The sequence below is a fragment of the Alloalcanivorax balearicus MACL04 genome, from assembly GCF_025532145.1.
Classification (GTDB): domain Bacteria; phylum Pseudomonadota; class Gammaproteobacteria; order Pseudomonadales; family Alcanivoracaceae; genus Alloalcanivorax; species Alloalcanivorax balearicus.
On the sequence record NZ_ARXS01000004.1, the window covers coordinates 1 to 19684 of the forward strand.

The 19684-nt window shown below is 62.5% G+C and carries 20 protein-coding genes; 10 read left to right on the plus strand and 10 right to left on the minus strand.

The features are described from left to right. Nucleotides 1-171: 171 nt before the first annotated feature. Nucleotides 172-2256, minus strand: coding sequence for a polyphosphate kinase 1 (gene ppk1 / locus MA04_RS04570; protein WP_163121949.1), 2085 nt, complete (start codon nucleotides 2254-2256; stop codon nucleotides 172-174). A gap of 251 nt (nucleotides 2257-2507) precedes the next feature. Between ppk1 and MA04_RS04575 the strand changes: the two genes are divergently transcribed. Next, complete coding sequence (locus tag MA04_RS04575) at nucleotides 2508-4625, plus strand: TonB-dependent siderophore receptor (protein WP_262459609.1); 2118 nt, start codon at nucleotides 2508-2510, stop codon at nucleotides 4623-4625. Between the two features lie 50 nt (nucleotides 4626-4675). On the opposite strand, the gene hemB is transcribed toward MA04_RS04575, so the two are convergent. Further along, nucleotides 4676-5686: a porphobilinogen synthase gene (hemB, locus tag MA04_RS04580; protein WP_262459610.1), complete on the minus strand. Its 1011-nt coding sequence runs from the start codon at nucleotides 5684-5686 to the stop codon at nucleotides 4676-4678. 190 nt (nucleotides 5687-5876) lie between these two features. Between hemB and greB the strand changes: the two genes are divergently transcribed. Genes greB through elbB form a run of 3 tightly spaced genes read left to right on the plus strand, consistent with a single transcriptional unit; the run spans nucleotide 5877 to nucleotide 7689 of the window. Beyond that, the gene (gene greB / locus MA04_RS04585) at nucleotides 5877-6392 is read left to right on the plus strand and encodes a transcription elongation factor GreB (RefSeq protein WP_163121945.1); all 516 of its coding nucleotides are present in this window, start codon (nucleotides 5877-5879) and stop codon (nucleotides 6390-6392) included. Further along, nucleotides 6389-7042, plus strand: coding sequence for a DUF502 domain-containing protein (locus MA04_RS04590; RefSeq protein ID WP_163121943.1), 654 nt, complete (start codon nucleotides 6389-6391; stop codon nucleotides 7040-7042). The genes greB and MA04_RS04590 overlap by 4 nt, the downstream gene beginning before the upstream one ends. Next, the gene (elbB, locus tag MA04_RS04595) at nucleotides 7039-7689 is read left to right on the plus strand and encodes an isoprenoid biosynthesis glyoxalase ElbB (RefSeq protein WP_262459611.1); all 651 of its coding nucleotides are present in this window, start codon (nucleotides 7039-7041) and stop codon (nucleotides 7687-7689) included. The genes MA04_RS04590 and elbB overlap by 4 nt, the downstream gene beginning before the upstream one ends. Nucleotides 7690-7842: 153 nt before the next feature. Here the strand turns inward: elbB and MA04_RS04600 are convergent, their stop codons facing one another. From MA04_RS04600 to MA04_RS04625, 6 genes are all read right to left on the minus strand, one after another. After that, nucleotides 7843-8166, minus strand: coding sequence for a YqcC family protein (locus MA04_RS04600; RefSeq protein ID WP_163121939.1), 324 nt, complete (start codon nucleotides 8164-8166; stop codon nucleotides 7843-7845). Continuing rightward, on the minus strand, nucleotides 8159-8866 hold the full coding sequence (locus MA04_RS04605) for an HAD family hydrolase (RefSeq protein WP_163121937.1): 708 nt from the start codon (nucleotides 8864-8866) through the stop codon (nucleotides 8159-8161). Before MA04_RS04605 ends, MA04_RS04600 begins: the two co-directional genes overlap by 8 nt. Nucleotides 8867-8935: 69 nt before the next feature. Beyond that, on the minus strand, nucleotides 8936-9844 hold the full coding sequence (gene xerC, locus MA04_RS04610; RefSeq protein ID WP_262459612.1) for a tyrosine recombinase XerC: 909 nt from the start codon (nucleotides 9842-9844) through the stop codon (nucleotides 8936-8938). A 4-nt stretch (nucleotides 9845-9848) separates the two neighbouring features. After that, nucleotides 9849-10562 (minus strand): DUF484 family protein, encoded by a 714-nt coding sequence (locus MA04_RS04615; protein ID WP_063140985.1) that lies wholly within the window; start codon nucleotides 10560-10562, stop codon nucleotides 9849-9851. A 22-nt stretch (nucleotides 10563-10584) separates the two neighbouring features. Next, complete coding sequence (dapF, locus tag MA04_RS04620; protein WP_163121933.1) at nucleotides 10585-11463, minus strand: diaminopimelate epimerase; 879 nt, start codon at nucleotides 11461-11463, stop codon at nucleotides 10585-10587. Nucleotides 11464-11533: 70 nt separating this feature from the next. Further along, nucleotides 11534-12142, minus strand: coding sequence for a TetR/AcrR family transcriptional regulator (locus tag MA04_RS04625; RefSeq protein WP_262459614.1), 609 nt, complete (start codon nucleotides 12140-12142; stop codon nucleotides 11534-11536). Nucleotides 12143-12278: 136 nt separating this feature from the next. On the opposite strand from MA04_RS04625, the gene MA04_RS04630 reads away from it, so the two are divergent. The 3 genes from MA04_RS04630 to MA04_RS04640 all read left to right on the plus strand — a co-directional run bounded on the left by MA04_RS04630 (nucleotide 12279) and on the right by MA04_RS04640 (nucleotide 15686). Further along, nucleotides 12279-13754 carry a flavin-containing monooxygenase gene (locus MA04_RS04630; protein WP_163121929.1) on the plus strand — a complete coding sequence of 492 codons (1476 nt, stop codon included), beginning with the start codon at nucleotides 12279-12281 and terminating at the stop codon, nucleotides 13752-13754. A 47-nt stretch (nucleotides 13755-13801) separates the two neighbouring features. Further along, nucleotides 13802-14761, plus strand: a complete 960-nt coding sequence (locus MA04_RS04635; protein ID WP_163121927.1) for an alpha/beta fold hydrolase — start codon at nucleotides 13802-13804, stop codon at nucleotides 14759-14761. Nucleotides 14762-14846: 85 nt separating this feature from the next. Then, entirely contained in the window at nucleotides 14847-15686 is an 840-nt protein-coding gene (locus tag MA04_RS04640) for a 23S rRNA (adenine(2030)-N(6))-methyltransferase RlmJ (RefSeq protein ID WP_262459615.1), read from the plus strand. Nucleotides 15687-15857: 171 nt separating this feature from the next. Here the strand turns inward: MA04_RS04640 and lysA are convergent, their stop codons facing one another. Next, the gene (lysA, locus tag MA04_RS04645) at nucleotides 15858-17099 is read right to left on the minus strand and encodes a diaminopimelate decarboxylase (RefSeq protein ID WP_163121923.1); all 1242 of its coding nucleotides are present in this window, start codon (nucleotides 17097-17099) and stop codon (nucleotides 15858-15860) included. Nucleotides 17100-17112: 13 nt separating this feature from the next. After that, nucleotides 17113-17283, minus strand: coding sequence for an LPS translocon maturation chaperone LptM (lptM, locus tag MA04_RS04650; RefSeq protein ID WP_163121921.1), 171 nt, complete (start codon nucleotides 17281-17283; stop codon nucleotides 17113-17115). A 306-nt stretch (nucleotides 17284-17589) separates the two neighbouring features. Between lptM and rnk the strand changes: the two genes are divergently transcribed. From rnk to MA04_RS04665, 3 genes are all read left to right on the plus strand, one after another. Beyond that, a complete protein-coding gene (rnk, locus tag MA04_RS04655; RefSeq protein ID WP_163121919.1) occupies nucleotides 17590-17988 on the plus strand; it encodes a nucleoside diphosphate kinase regulator in 399 nt (132 codons plus the stop codon). Nucleotides 17989-18160: 172 nt separating this feature from the next. Next, the gene (locus MA04_RS04660; RefSeq protein ID WP_163121917.1) at nucleotides 18161-18688 is read left to right on the plus strand and encodes a sigma-70 family RNA polymerase sigma factor; all 528 of its coding nucleotides are present in this window, start codon (nucleotides 18161-18163) and stop codon (nucleotides 18686-18688) included. Further along, nucleotides 18685-19632 (plus strand): FecR domain-containing protein, encoded by a 948-nt coding sequence (locus MA04_RS04665; RefSeq protein WP_163121915.1) that lies wholly within the window; start codon nucleotides 18685-18687, stop codon nucleotides 19630-19632. The genes MA04_RS04660 and MA04_RS04665 overlap by 4 nt, the downstream gene beginning before the upstream one ends. Nucleotides 19633-19684 lie beyond the last annotated feature (52 nt).

The window sequence follows — 19684 nt, forward strand, 5'->3', positions numbered from 1 at the left end:
GGTAGCCATGTTCAAGGCAGGGTTGACAGCAACGGGCGAGTCCATACATAGGAGCTTGCCTTGCAAGCGAATTGAGCTCTGGGCATCCCGAGAGATTCGCCAGCAGGGCTGGCTCCTACAGTGGCTTCGTAGCCCCATCAATGGGAAGCTGCTGGCTCACGAGGAGGCCGGTCAACCGTTGCTCAGTGCTTCCAGCAAAGCTTGTTGGGCCAGGAAAGGCTCCTCGCCAGCGGCTGGTTCGGCGCGGCGATAAATACCGTCGGCATTCAATATCCAGGCCTGGGTATTGTCGCGCAGGTAGAAGAGCAGCCCTTCTTCCAATATCTGCTTCTTGAGTTTGGGGTCATTGACCGGGAAGCAGGTTTCCACCCGGTTGAACAGATTGCGGTCCATCCAGTCGGCGCTGGCGCAGTACACCAGATCCTCGCCGGCATGGTGAAAATGGTAGATGCGGGTGTGTTCCAGGAAGCGGCCGATGATGGAGCGCACCCGGATATTTTCCGACAAACCGGGGATGCCCGGCCGCAAACAACAGATCCCGCGCACGATCAAGTCAATCTCCACCCCTGCCTGGCTGGCCTGGTACAGCGCCTGCATGATGTGCTCTTCGGTGAGGGAGTTGAACTTGGCGATGATCCGCGCCGGTTTGCCGGCACGGGCCTGTTCGGTCTCGAACTCGATCCATTCCATCAGGCTTGGATGCAGGGTGAACGGTGCATGCTTGAGTTGCTTGAGCCGCGCCGCCTTGCCCATGCCGGTGAGTTCCTGAAAGATCTTGTGCACGTCCTGGCAGATTCCCGGCTCGGCGGTGAGCAGCCCGTAGTCGGTGTAGAACTTGGTGGTTTTGGTGTGGTAATTGCCAGTGCCCAGATGGGCGTAGCGCTTCATGCCGTCGCCATCCCGACGCAGCACCAGCAGCATTTTCGAGTGGGTTTTATAACCCACCACGCCGTACACCACGATGGCGCCGGCTTCCTGCAGGCGGCGGGCGCCCTCGATGTTGGACTCCTCGTCGAAGCGGGCGCGCAGTTCCACCACCGCGATGACTTCCTTGCCGTTACGGGCAGCGGTTTCCAGATGATCCAGAATTTCCGAGTTGGTGCCGGTGCGATACAGGGTTTGTTTGATCGCCAGAACCTTGGGATCCCGGGCCGCTTCGGCCAGCAGGTTGACCACCGGGCTGAAACTCTCGAACGGGTGGTGCAGCAGGATATCGCCCTGATCGATGGCATCGAAAATGCTTTCGTATTTGCGCACCGGCGCCGGCACCCGCGGGGTGAAAGGCGGATAGTGCAGGCGTGGCCGGTTGACGCTGGTGAACATGCGCGCCAGGTTCACCGGCCCATTGGCCTTATAGGCGTCCACCTGACCCAGTTCGAACTGTTCCAGCAGATAATCGATCAGGTGCTGCGGGCAGTTGTCGGCCACTTCCAGCCGCACCTCATCGCCGTAGCGTCGGGACAGCAGCTCCCCTTTGAGCGCGCTGGCCAGATCCTCCACGTCCTCGTCCACCTCCAGATCCGCGTTGCGGGTGACGCGGAACTGATAGCAGCCGGTGGCTTTCATGCCCGGAAACAGATCGCTGACGTGGGCATGGATCATGGAGGAGAGAAAGATGAAATTATCATCGCCGTTTTCGCACACCTCGTCGGGCAGTCGGATCAGGCGCGGCAGTGAGCGCGGTGCGGGCACGATGGCCAGCCCCGTGGAGCGGCCGAAAGCGTCCTTGCCGTCCAGTGGCACGATGAAATTGAGACTCTTATTGACCAGTCGTGGGAACGGATGGGCCGGGTCCAGGGCGATGGGTGTGAGCACCGGGTAGACCTGGTCACGGAAGTATTTCTTGACCCATTCGGCCTGGGCGGTGTTCCAGTCTTCACGACGCAGGAAATGCACCCCCTCTTCCGCCAGCGCCGGCAGAATGATGCCCTGGAGAATATGATACTGGCGCTGCACCGCTTCATGGGTAATGCGAGAGATTTCCGCCAGCACCTCTTGGGGCAGCATGCCATCCGGTCCCGGCGTGCCGGTGCCGGTCTCCATCTGATTACGCAGCCCGGCCACCCGGATCTCGAAGAACTCGTCCATATTGGAGGAGAAAATCAGCAGGAAGTTGAGGCGCTCCATCAGGGGGTGGCGCTCATCCATGGCCTGCTCCAGTACTCGCAGATTGAACTGCAGCAGGCTCAGCTCGCGGTTGATGTAGTTGTCGGCGTTACTCAAGTCCATGGACGGCTGATTGGCGTTGGCGTTCATGATGACATCCTGGCCCGGGGGGAGGCCATCTATTGGATGACATTAATATGACATGGCAATGACAGCCACAAATAGATTTTCGTCCAGCCCATGGATTGTTGTGGTCACCTCCGTGGGCACCTGTGGGTCGTCGCAGGTGACGTCAAAAAGGGCTAATGCAATTTTTGGAAATTTATCTGTTAATGCGCATCGTAGTGATAATTGTTATCATTTGATGATCTTGCCAATGTCCATGCAGTATGGGAGTTATCATGAATCATCACACAGTGACCGGGGTGCGCGGTGGGGGCCGTCCCCTTGGTTTGATCGGGGTATTGCTGCCCCTTTGGGCTTTTTTACCATCCCTGGCCTTGGCCGAGGAGGCCACCAATGTACTCGACCCGGTGGAGGTGAGCACGGACGCTCCCGAGCGCGAAAACTACATTGCGCTGGACCGGCCCGCCGCGGGCAGCAAACTGCCGGTGGCGGTGGAACGCCAGCCGTTCGCCATCGAGGTGGTGGACCGGGCAACCATGGAAGATACCGGCGCCAAGAATATCCAGGATGCCTTGCTGTATTCACCCGGTGTGCATAGCGGTAACTTCGGCTTCGATACCCGGATCGACTCGGCTAAGGTGCGCGGGATGGAACCGTCGTTCTATGTCGACGGGCTGCGCTATCTGTACGGTTCCTACAATACGGTGCGCCCCAATCTGTACGCCCTGGAAAGTATCGAGGTTCTCAAGGGGCCTTCTTCCGTCCTGTATGGACAATCGGAATTGGGCGGCATCATCAACGCCGTTTCCAAGTTGCCAAAAGCGGAAAAGCAGGGGGAGCTGTGGGCCCAAGTGGGTTCGTTCGATCGCAAGCAGATCGCCGCGGATGTCACCGGCCCGCTGTCGGAAGATGGCAGGCTGTTGTATCGGTTGGTGGCCCTCAAGCGGGACAGCGGTACGCAGGTGGACCACGTCGACGACGATGGCTATTTGTTCGCGCCGTCCATCACCTGGCTGCCCACCGATGACACCACCATCAGCCTGTTGTTCAACAGTCAGGAGGATAACGGGGCGGTGTCCGCCCAGTTTCTGCCGTCCGAGGGCACCATCGATCCCGGTCCGTTGGGTGATATCGGGTCCGAAACCTTTGTCGGCGAGCCCGACTGGGACCGCTATGACCGCCGCCGGGATGAGGTTTCGCTGCTGGTCGATCAGCGTCTTGACGAGCAATGGTCCATCGGCCTGACCGCACGTTATTCGGAGAGTGACACCGAGACCCGGGAGCATTGGGCCGCCATCGGCTCCCCGCCGGATGCCGACGGCATGATCAACCGGGCCATCTACATGTCCGACAAGGGCACGGAGGTGTTGAACTTCGACGTCCGCCTCAAAGGTAACATCGACGTGGGCGTTACCCACCACAACATCGTAATCGGAGTGGATCGGCAGGACGCGCTCTGGACCGAGGACAACACCTTCTCCGGGGTGGGTACGCCGATCAACGTCTACGATCCGGTCTACGGCGACGTCAATTACGCGGCCCTTGATCCTCAGGACATGAACGACAATGAGCTGAAACAGACGGGCGTTTACCTGGTCGATCACATGGAAGTGGGCCGCGTGGTGGTGTCCGGCGCCCTGCGTTATGACGACACCACCAGCACCACGCTGGTGGTGAATGGCGCGGACACCGACAAGGACGATCACGCCACCACCGGCCGTCTCGGCCTGATGTACCGGTTCGATTTTGGTTTGTCACCCTACATCAGCTATTCGGAATCGTTTGTTCCCAATCTGGGGACCTCCGGTGGTCAGTCGCTCGATCCCACCACCGGTGAACAGCGCGAGGCGGGCATCAAGTACCTTTCACCCGCCAAGGATTGGGAAGTCACCGCCGCCTGGTTCGATATCGAGGAAACCAACCGGGTCATGACGTCGGGGACCAACCCCCAGGAGGTGGATCAAACCGGTGCCACCGCCGACGGCTGGGAAGTCGGTATCAAGAAACGGTGGCGCAACCTCAGCCTGTTGGCGAGCTACACCAAACTGGACGCCAAGCAGGATACCAGCGGGGAGCGGCTGCCCTTCGTCGCCGAGGAAGTTGCCTCCGCCTGGGGTAAATACGAAATGGAGAACGGCTTGCGCTTCGGTGCCGGTGTCCGCTACCAGGGAACGACCGTTGGCTACGATTACGGAAATGGTGTTGGGCCCGAGGTGCCGTCGGTGACGTTGTATGACGCCATGATCGGTTACACCACCGGGCCCTGGGATTTCACTCTTACCGGCAAGAATCTGGCGGACAAGGAATACGTTTCCTGGTGCCGGGGCGAGGGCTATGACTGCGGTTATGGAGAGCGGCGGATGATCCTGGGGGATGTGCGTTACCGGTTCTGATATGGAGAAGGGGAAGGCCGGCGTGTTTCCGGCCTTCCTTCACCAGAGTCTCAGTTGCGTTCCGCCAGTTTTTGCGCCGCGCGTTTGGCGAAATAAGTCAGGATGCCGCTGGCGCCGGCCCGCTTGAACGCCAGCAGGGACTCCATCATGACCTTGTCCTCGTCCAGCCAGCCGTTCTGGAACGCGGCCATGTGCATGGCGTACTCACCGCTCACCTGGTAGGCGAACACCGGCACCTTGAACTCGTCCTTGACCCGCCGGATGACGTCCAGATAAGGCATGCCCGGTTTCACCATCACCACGTCGGCGCCCTCGGCCAGATCCAGGGCGATTTCGTGCAGCGCCTCGTCGGAGTTGCCCGGATCCATTTGGTAGGTGTTCTTGTCCGCTTTGCCCAGATTGCCGGCGGAGCCCACCGCGTCGCGGAACGGACCATAGTAGGCGGAAGCGTACTTGGCGGAGTAAGCCATGATGCGGGTGAGGATATAGTGGTTGTCTTCCAGTGCCTGGCGGATCTCGCCGATGCGGCCGTCCATCATGTCCGATGGCGCGACGAAATCGGCGCCGGCCTCGGCATGGGACAAAGCCTGGCGCACCAGCGCTTGCACCGTTTCCTCGTTGAGTACATAACCGTCTTCGTCGAGGATGCCGTCCTGGCCGTGGATGGTGAACGGATCCAGGGCGACGTCGGTGATCACCGCCATTTCCGGCACCGCCTTCTTGATCGCGCGGGTGCAGCGCTGCACCAGGCCGTCCGGGTTCCAGGCTTCCGCCGCGTCCAGGCTTTTGGCCTCCGCCGGAGTGGACGGGAACAGGGCCATTGCCGGTACTCCCAGGGCCGCCAGTTGCTCCGCCTCGCGGCACAGCAGATCGATACTCATGCGTTCCACGCCGGGCATGGAAGCCACGGCTTCGGTACGGTTCTCGCCTTCGATGATGAATACGGGGTAGATCAGGTCGCTGGGAGTGAGCACGGACTCGCGCATCATGCGGCGGGAAAAATCGTCTTTGCGCATGCGACGCATGCGGGTGTGCGGCCAGGGTGCACGGGGAAAGGACATAGGGCGTTACCTTACAGTGAGAGTCGTATTTGAAAGCCTTGGTTCATCAGCCTCGATGGGGACTCGGTAAGCCGATCGGCGCCAGGGCTCCGGGGCGCCGCTGGCTGTGACGTAACAATCGCGAGATGATAGCGCGATGTGCGCAGGGCAGTTTACCAATGCCGGCAAAGTTGATCCATTGAGGAAGGCTATGGGACGTTGGCGACCCCGGGGCAGCCCGGGTTCCAAATACATCACGCCCGAGGGCTATCAGGCCATGAACCGGGAATTGCAGACCCTGTGGAAAGAAACCCGTCCCCAGGTGACGCAGTCGGTACAGGAGGCCGCCGCCCAGGGGGACCGTTCGGAGAACGCCGAGTATATCTACGGCAAGAAGCAACTGCGCGAGATCGATCGCCGGATCCGCTTTCTCAGCAAACGCCTGGACGGCATGGTGGTGGTGGACCGGCCGCCGGAGGATACCGGCAAGGTCTTCTTTGGCGCCTGGGTGGAAGTGGAGGACGAGGATGGCAAGATCCATCGGTACCGTCTGGTCGGGCCGGATGAGGCCGACGGCGGACGGGGTTACGTCAGCGTTGATGCGCCTCTGGCCCGTGCCTTGCTTGGCAAAAGGGAGGACGACGAAGCCTGGGTGAGAACCCCCGCCGGGGAACGTTGTCTCTACGTCAACAAAATCTGGTATCAGTTTCCGGAAGCAGCCCCATGAAAGCGGACCGAGGTTTCTGGTTTTTCGTGCGCAAATCGCTGATCGGCGGTGTCATCATTCTGCTGCCGATCTCGATCATCGCGTTCTTCTTCAAGTGGCTTTACGATGCGGTCACCAGCCTGATCGCGCCGTTCACCCGATTTGTGGTGCATACCTTCGGGTTGCCGAAGTTTGCCGCCGACTGGGTGGTGGTGGCGGTGCTGGTGGTGTTCTGTTTTCTGGTGGGCACCCTGGTGGCGACCCGTCTGGGAAGCTGGTTGTGGCAGCGCTTCGAGGCGCGCACCATGATCCGGCTGCCGGGCTACCGGCTGGTCAAGGAAATCATTCTTCAGGTTTTCGGCAAGGATGAGGACAGTCCTTTTCATCGGGGCGAAGTGGCCCAGATATGGCTGTACGGACGTCAGGCGGACGTCTCGGTGATGGGTTTGATAACCTCGCACCATGGCAATGGCCGGGTGACCGTGTTCGTGCCCACCGGGCCCAATCCCACCACCGGTTTCATATACCATGTGCACGAAGATCTGGTGACCCGGCACCCACAAGTGAGTGTCGAACAGATGATGAAATCCGTGGTGGCCTGCGGCGCTGGCAGTGGTCAGTTGTTGCGGGGTGACAGTGACGGATCCGAAATACGAGGAGAGCAATCATGAAAGTGGCCGTATTACTGGCAGGCTGTGGCGTCTATGACGGCAGCGAAATCTATGAGACCACCATTACCTTGCTGGCCCTGGATCGGGCCGGCGTGACCTATCAATGCATCGCGCCGGACATCGATCAGGCGCATGTGATCAATCACCTCACCGGCGAGGTGGACGAGGGCGAGACCCGCAATGTGCTCAAGGAAGCGGCGCGTCTGGCGCGTGGTGAAGTGATCGAGCTGGGTCAGGCGAAAGCGGAAGACTATGACGCCCTGATCGTGCCCGGTGGGTTCGGTGTCGCCAAGAACCTGTGTGACTTCGCCTTCAAAGGGGCGGAGATGAGCATCCATCCGCCGGTGAAGGACTTTATTCAGGCCGTGCACGAGGCCGGCAAGCCAGTGGGCCTGATCTGCATTTCCCCGACCATGACCGGTCTGCTGTTCGGTGATGCCACCTGTACCATCGGCTCCAACACTGAGGTGGCCGCCGCCATCGAACAGATGGGCGGGCGTCATCAGCCGTGTCCGGTGGACGACTTTGTCGTTGATGAGGAAAACCGTTTGGTGACCACGCCGGCCTACATGGAAGCCGGCAGCATCAAGGAAGCCGCCGCGGGGATCGAGAAGCTGGTGGGCAAGATCCTGTCGATGGCGGGTTAGCCCCGGGAGTGGCTCCCGCATTGATGCGAAGCCGCTGTGGGAAGCTTGCTCGCAAGCGAAGTCCTTCCAGCATTTTGGAAACGCCTTCGCCGGCAAGCCGGCCTCCCACAGTGGCTTCGTCGCCATGCTGAGGGATCGGAGAAAGTGGGGATTCTACCCCGGAAAGTGGTCGTCGAATTCCTTCAGCACCGTCACCAGCGCCTCGGTGTCCTGAGGCAGATCCTTCAGCGCTTCCTCCGCCATCGGTGCCACGTCGCACTGCGCCGGCAGCGGGTATTCCCCTTCCAGCAGGGCCCGGAACCGGGCGATGAACACCCATTGCAGCCACTGGCTGAACACCATGGTATCGGCGAAAAACGGGGTAACGCTCTCGAAGGCCTCGGGCTCCGGCGGCCGTGTTTCCCATAGATCCAGCCGTTGCAGTTCCCGTTGCAGTTGGTCGAGCAGGGTAGTGAGACGTTGCGTTTGATCAGTCATCGAACAGGGGCAGCAGGTCGGTGAGTTCGTGAAGGTTGTGGATGTAATGGCTCGGCTGGTCCAGATCCGAAGGCCAGGACAGATCGATCAGGTTGGCCCACACCGCATGGAAACCATGCTGACGTGCCGCGTCCACATCCTCCAGTGGATGATCGCCCACGTGCACTGCCTGGGTGGCGGTGACGCCGGCGCTGTGCAGGGCGGCGCGGAACATGTCCGCTTCCGGTTTGCGTTTGCCGATGCTTTCCGCTGAATGGTGGAAAGCAAACAGATCGCGAATGCCGATTTGCTCCAGGTCGGCGTTGCCGTTGCTGAGCGCGCCCAAGGTGTAGCTGTCCGCCAGGGTTTCCAGCACCTCCAGCGCGCCGGGGAAAAAACTGACTTTATTGCGCGCTTCGTGGAACACCAGAAAGGCGTCCTGGGCGATGTGGCGGGCCTCGCGCTCGGCGAAACCGGCCTCGATGAAGGCCTGGGCCATGGCGTCCCGGCGCAGCCGGGTCAGATTATTGAGATAGTCCGGTTGCTCGCCGATCAGTTGGTCACGTACCGAGCGGATGCGCTCGGCGGTCAGCGCCGCGGACGCCTCCGGATGATGCTCGGCGATCCAGGCACCGCAGGTGCGTTCCGCCTGACGGATCACCTCGTCCACCGGCCAGAGGGTATTGTCCAGGTCGAAGGTGATCAGTTTCAGTCCAGTCATAGGGAATCGGCGAACAGCGGGTTGATCGGGGCAGCAGGCTATCCACTATCCCCGATCAACCCGCCGTGATCAATCGTCTTTCTTGCGCTGGGCGCGCGGGTGGGCGCCGTCGTAGATCCGTGCCAGATGCTGGAAATCCAGGTGGGTATAGACCTGGGTGGTGCTGAGATTGGCGTGGCCGAGTAACTCCTGCACCGCGCGCAGATCGCCGGAGGACTCCAGCAGATGGGTGGCGTAGGAATGGCGCAGCTTATGCGGGTGCAAATGCTCGCCAAGGCCCCGCTTAACCGCGGCCTGACGCAGCCGCTGCTGCACCGTGGCCGGTGACACCCGCCGTCCGCGCTGGCTGACGAACAAGGCCGGCTGGTCCGGGGATGTGAGCTGGCCCCGCACCGACAACCAGCGGCGCAGGGCGGCCAGGGCCGGCTTGCCCACGGGCAGCAGACGGGTCTTGTTGCCCTTGCCGGTGACCCGTGCCTGGCCGGCGCTGATGTCGACGCTGTCCAGATTCAGGCTGATCAGTTCCGCCAGCCGCAGGCCGCAGCCATAGAGCAGCTCCATCATCGCCTGGTCGCGCCGGTCCAGAGGCGTGCCGCTGGCCTCTTCGCTATCGAGCAAATGGCGGGTTTGGTCGGCGTCCAGGGCCTTGGGCAACCGTTTGCCGCTTTTCGGAGCACGAATATCCAGGGCGGGGTTGTCGCTGACCCGGCCTTCCCGGATCAGGAAATGAAAAAAGGTGCGTAAAGTGGACAGCAGACGCTGCAGGCTTCGCCCGCCGAGACCCTCCCGGTGCAGTCGTGCCACCAGGGCACGCAGGTCGTGCACCGTGACGCGGCGCCAGTGGAGGCCGTCCAGGGCCTGTCGGGCGCGCTCAAGGTCACGGCGGTAATGTTTGACGGTGTTGGCGGAAAGCCGCCGTTCGCTGTCCAGATGACGGATAAAATCCGCCACCCAATCAGCGTCGCTGGCGGCGGTCACGGGGTCAGGCCCGTTGCGCCTGGCGGGCGGTACTGGAACGGCCCACTTCGCTGAGACGGCGTGCCAGAATGTCGCCCAGGTGGTTGATGAACAGAGTGTCCATGCCGCTGCGGAAGTGCATGGCGTCGCGGCTGCCGATGGCCAGCAGACCGACCGGGCCATGGAAATCCAGCGGGATCAGGGCGGCGGATTGCACCTGCTCGCTCTGCTCCTGGAACAGCGCTTTCAGCTCTTCCTGGCGGAACACGCCGCATACCGACTTGCCTGGACGCAGCATCGGCGCCAGGCCGGAGGGCAGCGCTTCATCGTCGATCAGCCGTACCTGCTTGCGCAATTCGCCGAGAATCGGGATCTCGCGGTCGTGCAGCAGCAAGGCCACGGCGTCGCAATGGAAGTCGTCTTCCAGGGTACGCACCAGACCCCGGAACAGCTTGTCGGGGGTGCGTGCTTCCAGCAGGGCCAGGGTCAGGCTTCGCGTCAGTTCGAACAGACGGTCATTTTCCCGTGCCACATCAAGCAGGCCGTTCAGGCGTTCGCGTAACTCCTGATTGCGTTCGCGCAGGATCGCCGCCTGGCGTTCCAGTAAGGAAACCGCCTGGCCGCGGGCGTCCGGCAGACGCAGCAGTTCCAGCAGCTCCGGCCGTTGCTGGAAATAGTCCGGGTGCTGGCGCAGGAAAGCGGCGACCTGGTCGGCGCTGGTGGGCTTTTGCTCGCTCATGAAATCATCCCCGTGGGTTGGCTCAACGGGCTTTGCTCGGCTGCGGAATGTCGATGGCGCCATCATAGACACGGCTTGCCGGGCCTGTCATCAATACGCCGCTCTGGCCGTCCTGGCTGCTGTAAGGATAGTGGACCTGCAGGGTGCCGCCGAGCAGGTGCACGGTGACGGTGTCGTCGAGCAGGCCGCGGCGCTGGCCGCACAAAACCGCGGCGCAGGCACCGGAGCCGCAGGCCAGGGTTTCACCGGCGCCGCGCTCGTAGACCCGCAGCCGGATCTCGTTACGGCCGATCACCTGCATGAATCCCACGTTGACCCGCTCGGGAAACTGCTCGTGGCTTTCCAGCAACGGCCCGACGGTGTCCACCGGGGCATGGTCCACGTTTTCCACCAACAGCACGCAATGGGGGTTGCCCAGCCCCACGGCGGAGACTTCATAGCCGTTGTTGCCGGCCACCAGAAAATAGCGGTCCGCTTCCGCCTTGGCGGTGAAGGGAATGGCTTCCGGGGCCCAGCGCGGCGCGCCCATATCCACGGTCACCAGGCCATCGTCGGTGACTCGTAACGTCATTTCACCGGCGGCGGTCTCCACACGGATCTCGTGTTTGTCGGTGAGTTCCTCGTCACGGACGAAGCGGGCGAAGCAGCGGGCGCCGTTGCCACACTGACTCACTTCGGAACCATCGCTGTTGAAAATGCGGTAGCGAAAGTCCACGCCCTCTTTGCGGGCCGGTTGCACCACCAGCAGCTGATCGAAGCCGATGCCGAAATGCCGATCGCCCAGGCGCCGTAATTCATCCGCCGGTAACGGTGGGCCGTTTTCCGGCAACGGCTGGCGCACGCCGTCCACGACCACGAAATCGTTGCCAAGCCCGTGCATTTTGGTGAATTTCAGTCGCATGCGACGCATCCGCGCAGATAACGAAAACCACCATTGTACGGGGATTTGCCGGGGAGCAGTAGGGCGGGGATTATTCCAGCAGGGCGGCGCAAATCTTCAGCGCGGTTTCCGTCACCGCGTCCACCGGCTGGGCGTAACCGGTGGCCATCCAATACAACGCGATATGGATGAAGCCGCCCTGGATGCCGGCCTGGAGCATGGGGTCGAACTGCTGACCGGGCTGGGCCAGGGCCTGGGTCATGTTCTGGATGCCGGCCCGCAGGGCATCGTTGATGGCCCGGTCCACCGCCGGGCTGATGCCGCGAATATCGATCAGCAACAGCCGGGCCACATTCGGTTTGTCCTTCAGCTCCTGGAAATAGGAGTGCAGCATGGCGCGGCTGCGAGCCTGCGGATCGTCCCCCGCGGCCTCGGCGGCGGCCATGTTGTGCTCGCGCAGGCGTCGGGTGGCCTGCTCATAACAGGCGATCAGAAGTTCATCGCTGTGGCCGAAGGACTCATAGAAATAGCGCTGGGTCAGGCCGGCGGCGTCGCACACCTGTTTGACACTGGAATGCCGATAGCCGTTGTGGCCGTAGACCTCGGTCGCGGCGTCGATCAACTGCTGGCGGCGCAGTGCGCGCCGTTCCCGTGCGGCGGTGCCCCGGTACGGTCGCTTGCCTGTGGTTTCTGTGGTCATGAGGTTTCTGAAAATCGGCGTTGTCAAATTATAAGTGACAATATAAATTGTCATCCATGCTCACCAGCGAAGGCCCGAGGCCGTTTCATCGCAAATGCGGAAGTCCGTATTGGTGCGAGGCACAGAGGATATCAGCATGAATAAACAACAAGAACAATTTCAACCCGCCCCCCTGGATGTCCTGATCATCGGCGCGGGCCTGTCCGGCATTGGCGCGGCCCGGGCCCTGACCGACAAGTGTCCGGACAAGCGCTATCTGATTCTTGAGCGGCGGGATGCCATTGGCGGGACCTGGGACCTGTTCCGCTATCCGGGGATCCGGTCGGACTCGGACATGTATACCCTGGGTTACAGCTACAAGCCCTGGACCGGCCGTAAGGCGATTGCCGATGGCCCGGACATCAAGCGCTATATCGAGGAAATCGCCGAAGAGTCCGGAGCCATTCACAACATTCGCTTCCGCCATCAGGTGATGTCGGCCAGCTGGTCCAGTGACGAAGGGTTGTGGACGGTGCGGGTCAAGGCCACCGACCGGACCGGGGAAACGCGGGAGGAGCGCATCCGGACCCGCTTCATTGCCTCCTGCTCGGGCTACTACAGCTACGACGAAGGCTACCGGCCGGAATTTCCCGGCGAATCGGACTTTACCGGACAAATCATTCATCCGCAGTTCTGGCCGGAACAACTGGACTACCAGGGCAAGCGGATTGTCGTCATCGGCAGCGGCGCCACCGCCGTCACCCTGGTGCCGGCGCTGGCCGAACAGGGGGCGCGGGTCACCATGCTGCAGCGCTCCCCCAGCTATATCTTCGCGCGCCCCCTGGTGGACCGGCTTGCCCACGCCATGCAGCGCTGGTTGCCCCTGCCGCTGGCCTATCGCCTGACTCGCTGGAAGAATGTGCTGCTCGGCCAGCGCTTCTTCCGCAATGCCCGCACGCGGCCCGGCCCCACCCGGGAATACCTGCTGCATCTGGCACAGCGTCAGGTCGGCTCGGAGGTGGACATGAAACACTTCACACCCGACTACCGCCCCTGGGATCAGCGTGTTTGCGCGGTGCCGGACGGCGATCTGTTCCATATGCTGCGTTCCCGGCGGGTGGATATCGTCACCGATACCATCGACCGCTTCACGCCGGGAGGCATCCGCCTTGCTTCCGGCCAGGAGCTGGAGGCGGACATCATCGTCACCGCCACCGGGCTGAAGTTGAACGCCCTGGGCGATGTGCGGCTGGAAGTGGACGGCAAGACGATGGCGGTGGCCGACTGCATGGCTTACAAAGGCATGATGCTCAGCGATGTGCCGAACCTGATGCTCACTTTTGGTTATACCAACGCGTCCTGGACGTTGAAGGCCGAACTGACCTGCAACTACATGACCCGCCTGTTGCGTTACATGGACAGGAAGGGCGCACGGATAGCGGTGGCGCGGCGCGATCCGGCCGTCAAGGCGTTGCCGTTCCTCGATTTCAGTTCCGGCTATGTCCAGCGTGGCGTGGATGTCATGCCGCAACAAGGCGATCGCGAATGCTGGCGCGTGCATCAGAATTATCTGAAAGACAAATACATGATCCAGTACGGCAGACTGGATGACGGCGTGCTGCAGTTTCAATAACCGCACTGTTTCAATAACGGTATGAAAGAAAAACGAAGGAAACGGCTATGGGGTATGTGCTGAGCGGCCTGTTGATCGTGGTGATCCTGATCGCGGCGGGACTGTTCGTTTTCACCTGGATGACGGTGCGCAAAGTGCAGTTCGGCTTGCCGCCGGAGGGCCGTTTCGTCACGGTCATGGGCAACCGTATCCACTACATCGAGCAAGGCAGCGGGCCGGAAACCCTGTTGCTGATTCATGGGCTGAGCGGGGTTTCCCAGCACTTCTCCTACAAAGTGCTCGGCGAACTGGCCAAGGATTACCGGGTGGTGGCCATCGATCGCCCCGGCAGCGGCTATTCGGAACGCGCGGCGCGTTCCTCCGCCTCCCTGGTAGTTCAGGCCGATGTGGTGGCCGGCGTCATCGACGCCTTGCAACTGGGTAAGCCGATGCTGGTGGGGCACTCGCTGGGCGGGGCGCTGTCGCTGGCCACCGCGTTGCGGTACCCGGATAAAGTGCGGGGGTTGACGCTGATCGCGCCGCTGACTCACATGCCTTCCGCCGGTCCCTCCAAGGCGTTCGCGGCGCTGGGCATACGCCAGTCCTGGTTGCGCCTGTTGGTGGCCTGGACGCTGATGGTGCCGATGACCATGCGCTACCGGGAAAAGGTGCTGGATATCGTGTTCGGGCCGGAGCCAGTGCCGGCGGACTATGCGATCCGGGGCGGCGGCGCGCTCGGGCTGAGACCCAGTCATTTCATCGCGGCGTCCCGGGATCTGTTGGCGCTGGATGGGGTGGTGCCGGAGATGCAGCAGCGCTACACCGATCTGCAAGTGCCGATCCGGATTCTCTATGGCCGCGACGACCGTATTCTGGACCCCCGGGAACAGGGACAGGGGATGGTGGACCGGTTCCCGGACAGAGTGGAACTGGAACTCATCGAAGGGGGGCATATGTTGCCACTGACCCAGCCGGAGGTGACCACGGATTTCATCCGGCGCAGCATGCGGGCCTTGCCGCCCGCCTGAGTCCGGGAAAGCCGGGGCCGCACCGAGTATAGGCGCGCTGGTTGCTCCCCGCGTACAATGCCGGTTTACCGCCTCGGAACCCGCCATGCTCAGTTACCGTCACAGTTATCACGCCGGCAGTTTCGCCGATGTCCTCAAGCATTTGGTGGAAGTGGCGATCCTTGATCATCTGCGGCTCAAACCGAAGCCGTTCACCGTGCACGATACCCACGGCGGCGCCGGGCGCTATGCCATTGACGACGCACACATGCAGAAGACCGGGGAGTATGTGGACGGTATCGCCCGTCTGTTCGGTGAGCGTACCGGCGTGGCGGCGGTGGACCGCTATCTGTCGGTGGTGGCGCAACTCAATCCGGTGGGGCGCCTGAGTCATTATCCCGGCTCCCCCCTGATTGCCGCCCACCTGCTTCGTGAGCAGGACCGTCTGCAGTGTACCGAGCTGCACAGCACCGACTTCGAGCTGCTGCGGCAGGAATTCGCTGGTGACAGACGAGTCCGCGTGGAGAAGCGGGACGCCTGGCAGGGTCTCAAGGCGTTGCTGCCGCCGGAGCACCGTCGTGGACTGGTTCTGATCGACCCGTCCTATGAACTGGAAGCGGACTACACCCAGGTGGTGGAAGCGGTGCGTCAGGCGCTGCGCAAATTCGCCACCGCCACCTACGCGATCTGGTATCCGGTGTTGGAGCGGAACCGCACCGAGCGCTTCGTGCGCCGGTTCGTGGAGGCGGACATTCCCAACTTGCTGCGTCTGGAATGTTGCGTGCGCGCCGACGCCAGCGGACGTGGCATGACCGGCTCCGGACTGCTGGTGATCAATCCGCCTTATACCCTGGCGGCAAACATGGAGCAGGCGCTGCCGGTGTTGCAGGCGGCGCTGGGGGACGGTCACGGCCACCACAGGGTGGCGCAGCTTACTGGAGAGTAGGGGGGCGGAAACATAAATTCAGAGAGGGGAAAAAAGGCCGCTGTGGGAGCTTGCCTGCAAGCGAATCTTTTTGCCGAGAGACCATTCGCTTGCAGGCAAGCTCCCACAGCGGCTTCGTAGCACAATCCGTGGGAGCCAGCCCGCTGGAGAATCCTTGTGCCTGTGTCCCCCTCAGGGCAGCAGCGTTTCCAGCTTGAGCTGATCCTCGATGGTTTCCCGCTGACGCACCACGAAGGCCTGATCGCCGTCCACCAGAATCTCCGCCGGCCGGCCACGGCTGTTGTAGTTGCTGGCCATGACGAAACCGTAGGCGCCGGCGGAACGCACCGCCAGAAGATCGCCGGCCTCCAGTGCCAGGGCCCGGTCCTTGCCGAGAAAGTCGCCGGTTTCGCACACCGGGCCGACGATGTCCCAGTCCCGACAGTCCGCCTCATGCGGCGTCACCGGCACGATGTCCTGCCAGGCGGAATAGAGGCTGGGGCGGATCAGGTCGTTCATGGCGCCGTCGACGATGGCGAAGTTGCGATGTTCGGTGGGTTTCAGGAACAGCACCTGGGTCAGGAACACCCCGGCATTGGCGGCGATGGCGCGGCCCGGTTCGATATGCACCGGCAATTCGCCGGGAATGTGCCGCAGCAGAGCGGCCACGTAATCCTCGTGGGCCGGCGGTGTCTCGTCGTTGTAAGTGACGCCGAGACCACCGCCCAGATCCAGATGATGGATCTCGATGCCCAGTTCCTGCAGTTCGGTCAGCAACGCCAGAACCCGCTCCAGTGCGTCCTCGAACGGCTCCAGACGGGTCAGTTGGCTGCCGATGTGGCAGTCGATGCCGAGAATCCGGATGTGCGGCAGTTCCGCCGCCCGTTGATACAACGCCGGCGCCTTGCGGATGTCGACACCGAATTTGTTTTCCTTGAGGCCGGTGGAGATATACGGATGGGTTTGGGCGTCGACGTCCGGATTCACGCGGATGGCGATGGGCGCTTCCCGGCCCAGTTCGCCGGCCACCAGGTTGAGCAGTTCCAGTTCCGCCGCGGATTCCACGTTGAAACAGTGAATCCCGACTTGCAGGGCACGGGCCATCTCATCGGCGGTCTTGCCGACGCCGGAGAAAACGATCTTGTCCGGATCACCGCCGGCACGCAGCACCCGCTCCAGTTCGCCGCCGGAGACAATGTCGAAGCCGGCGCCGCAGCGGGCCAGTACGTTGAGTACCGCCACGTTGCTGTTGGCCTTCACCGCGTAGCAAACCTGATGGGGATGGTCTCCGAAGGCGTCATCGAAGGCGCGGTAGTGTGTCTCCAGGGCGGCCCGGGAATAGACGTACAACGGCGTGCCAAAGCGTTCGGCCAGCAGTGTCAGGGGCAGTTCCTCGACGTACAGGGTACCGTCGCGGTAGGGGAAGTGATCCATGGGGCTCATCCTGTTAATGCGGGTCCTGGTCCGAGTCGTCGTCGTTGTCCGTGGCCGGGGCGGTCTCCGGCGCCGGCGGTTGATCCTGGGGCTGGGGCGGCGGGGCCGGCTCGGCGAAGTAGAGCGGGCCTTTCTGGCCACAACCGCTCAACAGCACCAACACCAACAGGCTCAATGCACGCATGAAAGGCTCCGGGAAGCAGGGTTGAATGCGGCGAGTATAGCGGGTTACCGGGGGTGGATAACACCGCCGCCGGTCACTTTGACGGCGGTTGGCAAGGGATTCTCTTCCCCGGGCTTGCCAAAAAACACCACTGGCCTAATATCAGGGAACAACAACTCAACGGCGTTCCCATCGGAACGCCGTTTTTATAGTGGCCGCCGTCCATGGCGGTCATTCCCGGACCATCGCCGGGCCGATGTCAAAAATCGTTGCCGGCGATGTTATGCCCGCGCCCCGCGGAAGGGGTGCTTCCACAGGAGTACGAACATGTTGCCGCCGCCTATTACGGTGTCGCGATTGGATGTCAGCCGCATTGAGCCGCTGCTGGACGACCTGGATGACGACCAGGTGCTGGGATTGGAGGACGAATTGCTGCGGGCCACGGTGGTGGAACCCCGCAACATGCCGGCGGATGTGGTGACGATGAACTCCCGGGTCCGCTGCCGTGAGGAAAACAGCGGCCGGGAATGGTCGGTGACGCTGGTGTACCCGCAAGACGCCGGCAAACCGGACACCGTGTCGATATTGGCGCCGGTGGGCGCGGCCTTGTTGGGACTGGCCAAGGGCCAGAGCATCGACTGGCCGGGCCGTAACGGCCGTACCCTGCGCATCGTCATCCTTGACGTCGAGTACCAGCCGGAAGCCGCCGGCGACTACGACCTGTGATCGCGCCGGGCTTTCGCCCGGCGTTCCAGCCCCTGCCGCTTTCATTACCCGGAGAGATAGCCGCCAGCCGGCCAACGAGGTGTGATTTCGCCGCCGGCCCCGGAGGTGAGGTTTGCGATGAGAATGCTTATTATTTATTCTCTGCGCTTCATCCCTTCCTTCGGACACCGGCATGGCACAGGGCAAAGCGGCCGGCGCTCGGCTGCGCAAACAGCTGGGCACCCTCTATGTGGACCACCACGGCTGGTTGTCGTCCTGGTTACAGGCCCGCCTGGGCTGCTCCCATACCGCCGCGGACCTGGCTCAGGACACTTATGTGCGATTGCTGGTGCGGGGTTATCTGCCGGAGCCGGAGCAGTCCCGTCGCCACCTGAGGCGGATCGCCAGTGGTTTGATGATCGACCACCATCGCCGTCGCCGCATCGAAGCCGCCTACCGGGATGCGCTCAGCGCCTTGCCTGAGCCGGAAGTGCCATCGGAGGAAACCCGGGCTGAAGTGATCGACACTCTGGTGCGCATCGATGCCCTGCTGCATAAGTTGCCGGCCAAACCCCGGCGCGCCTTTCTTCTGTCCCGTCTGGATGGTTTGTCCTACCCGCAGATTGCGCACCGGCTCGACGTTTCCGTGTCCTCGGTGGAGAAATACATCGCCCGCGCCCTGGAAGCCTGTTTTATCGCCGCTCTGGAGCAGCGGCCGTGACGGCCGGAGTGGACCCGCGGGTGGTGCGGGAAGCCGGTCGTTGGCTGGCCCGCCTGGGCAGTGAGGATGTCACCGAAGCGGATCATCAGGCTTGCCAACGCTGGCGGCAGGCGGACCCCCATCATGAATGGGTCTGGCAGCAGATGGCCGCGTTGCAGAGTGCGTTTCAGTCCCTGCCGTCCCACGCTTCTCGCAGTGACTTGCTGGAACGGCGGGGGACTTTGTCCCGGCGCCAGTTGCTTGGCTGGGGCGCGGTGACGCTGCTGTCCGGGGCGCTGGGCTACGGCGGTGTGCACTCGGGATTGTGGCAGCGGCAGTGGGCGGATTACGCCGCCGGCGTGGGGGAGACCCGGGCCGTCACGTTGTCCGACGGGTCCCGTCTGGTGCTGAATACCGATACCGCCGTTGACGTGCGCTTCGACGAAACCGCGCGGGAGATTCTGCTGCGCCGTGGCGAGATCCTGGTGACCACCGGAGCCAGGGAGGCCCGTCCGTTGCGGGTACGCGCCGGTGGCGGTGTCATCCGACCGGTGGGCACCCGCTTTTTCGTACGCCTTATGGACAGGGCAACTCAGGTTGGAGTGTTCGAGGGCGCCGTGGAGTGGCGGCAAGGCGCCGGCAATCCGGTGCCTCTGGCTGCGGGCCGGCAGGCGATTTTTGGCGTGGGCGGCATCTCGCCGGTGTCCGCCCTGTCGGTGAACGACGCGGAGTGGGAGAACGGCCGGCTGATCGCCGAGCGCATGACAGTATCCCGGTTCGCGGAGGAACTGGCCCGTTATCGCTACGGGTTGGTGGACTGTGAACCCGAGGTGGCGGCGCTGCGGGTCACCGGGGTGTTTCCCCTCACTGATACGGACCAGGCGCTGGCGGCCCTGGCCCGGGCGCTGCCGGTGAAGGTGACGTATTACACGCCGTTTTGGGTGCGCATCGAAAAAAAACATTGAGGGGGAAGCGGGACTCGTTCGGAAGACAGGTAGAAGACACTGAATTTCGACG

What these genes read in the sequence shown, in the direction of transcription:
- ppk1 (WP_163121949.1), bottom strand. Translation starts at nt 2,256, where the DNA reads ATGAACGCCAACGCCAATCAGCCGTCCATGGACTTGAGTAACGCCGAC.
- MA04_RS04575 (WP_262459609.1), top strand. Translation starts at nt 2,508, where the DNA reads ATGAATCATCACACAGTGACCGGGGTGCGCGGTGGGGGCCGTCCCCTT.
- hemB (WP_262459610.1), bottom strand. Translation starts at nt 5,686, where the DNA reads ATGTCCTTTCCCCGTGCACCCTGGCCGCACACCCGCATGCGTCGCATG.
- greB (WP_163121945.1), top strand. Translation starts at nt 5,877, where the DNA reads ATGGGACGTTGGCGACCCCGGGGCAGCCCGGGTTCCAAATACATCACG.
- MA04_RS04590 (WP_163121943.1), top strand. Translation starts at nt 6,389, where the DNA reads ATGAAAGCGGACCGAGGTTTCTGGTTTTTCGTGCGCAAATCGCTGATC.
- elbB (WP_262459611.1), top strand. Translation starts at nt 7,039, where the DNA reads ATGAAAGTGGCCGTATTACTGGCAGGCTGTGGCGTCTATGACGGCAGC.
- MA04_RS04600 (WP_163121939.1), bottom strand. Translation starts at nt 8,166, where the DNA reads ATGACTGATCAAACGCAACGTCTCACTACCCTGCTCGACCAACTGCAA.
- MA04_RS04605 (WP_163121937.1), bottom strand. Translation starts at nt 8,866, where the DNA reads ATGACTGGACTGAAACTGATCACCTTCGACCTGGACAATACCCTCTGG.
- MA04_RS04615 (WP_063140985.1), bottom strand. Translation starts at nt 10,562, where the DNA reads ATGAGCGAGCAAAAGCCCACCAGCGCCGACCAGGTCGCCGCTTTCCTG.
- dapF (WP_163121933.1), bottom strand. Translation starts at nt 11,463, where the DNA reads ATGCGACTGAAATTCACCAAAATGCACGGGCTTGGCAACGATTTCGTG.
- MA04_RS04625 (WP_262459614.1), bottom strand. Translation starts at nt 12,142, where the DNA reads ATGACCACAGAAACCACAGGCAAGCGACCGTACCGGGGCACCGCCGCA.
- MA04_RS04630 (WP_163121929.1), top strand. Translation starts at nt 12,279, where the DNA reads ATGAATAAACAACAAGAACAATTTCAACCCGCCCCCCTGGATGTCCTG.
- MA04_RS04635 (WP_163121927.1), top strand. Translation starts at nt 13,802, where the DNA reads ATGGGGTATGTGCTGAGCGGCCTGTTGATCGTGGTGATCCTGATCGCG.
- MA04_RS04640 (WP_262459615.1), top strand. Translation starts at nt 14,847, where the DNA reads ATGCTCAGTTACCGTCACAGTTATCACGCCGGCAGTTTCGCCGATGTC.
- lysA (WP_163121923.1), bottom strand. Translation starts at nt 17,099, where the DNA reads ATGGATCACTTCCCCTACCGCGACGGTACCCTGTACGTCGAGGAACTG.
- lptM (WP_163121921.1), bottom strand. Translation starts at nt 17,283, where the DNA reads ATGCGTGCATTGAGCCTGTTGGTGTTGGTGCTGTTGAGCGGTTGTGGC.
- rnk (WP_163121919.1), top strand. Translation starts at nt 17,590, where the DNA reads ATGTTGCCGCCGCCTATTACGGTGTCGCGATTGGATGTCAGCCGCATT.
- MA04_RS04660 (WP_163121917.1), top strand. Translation starts at nt 18,161, where the DNA reads ATGGCACAGGGCAAAGCGGCCGGCGCTCGGCTGCGCAAACAGCTGGGC.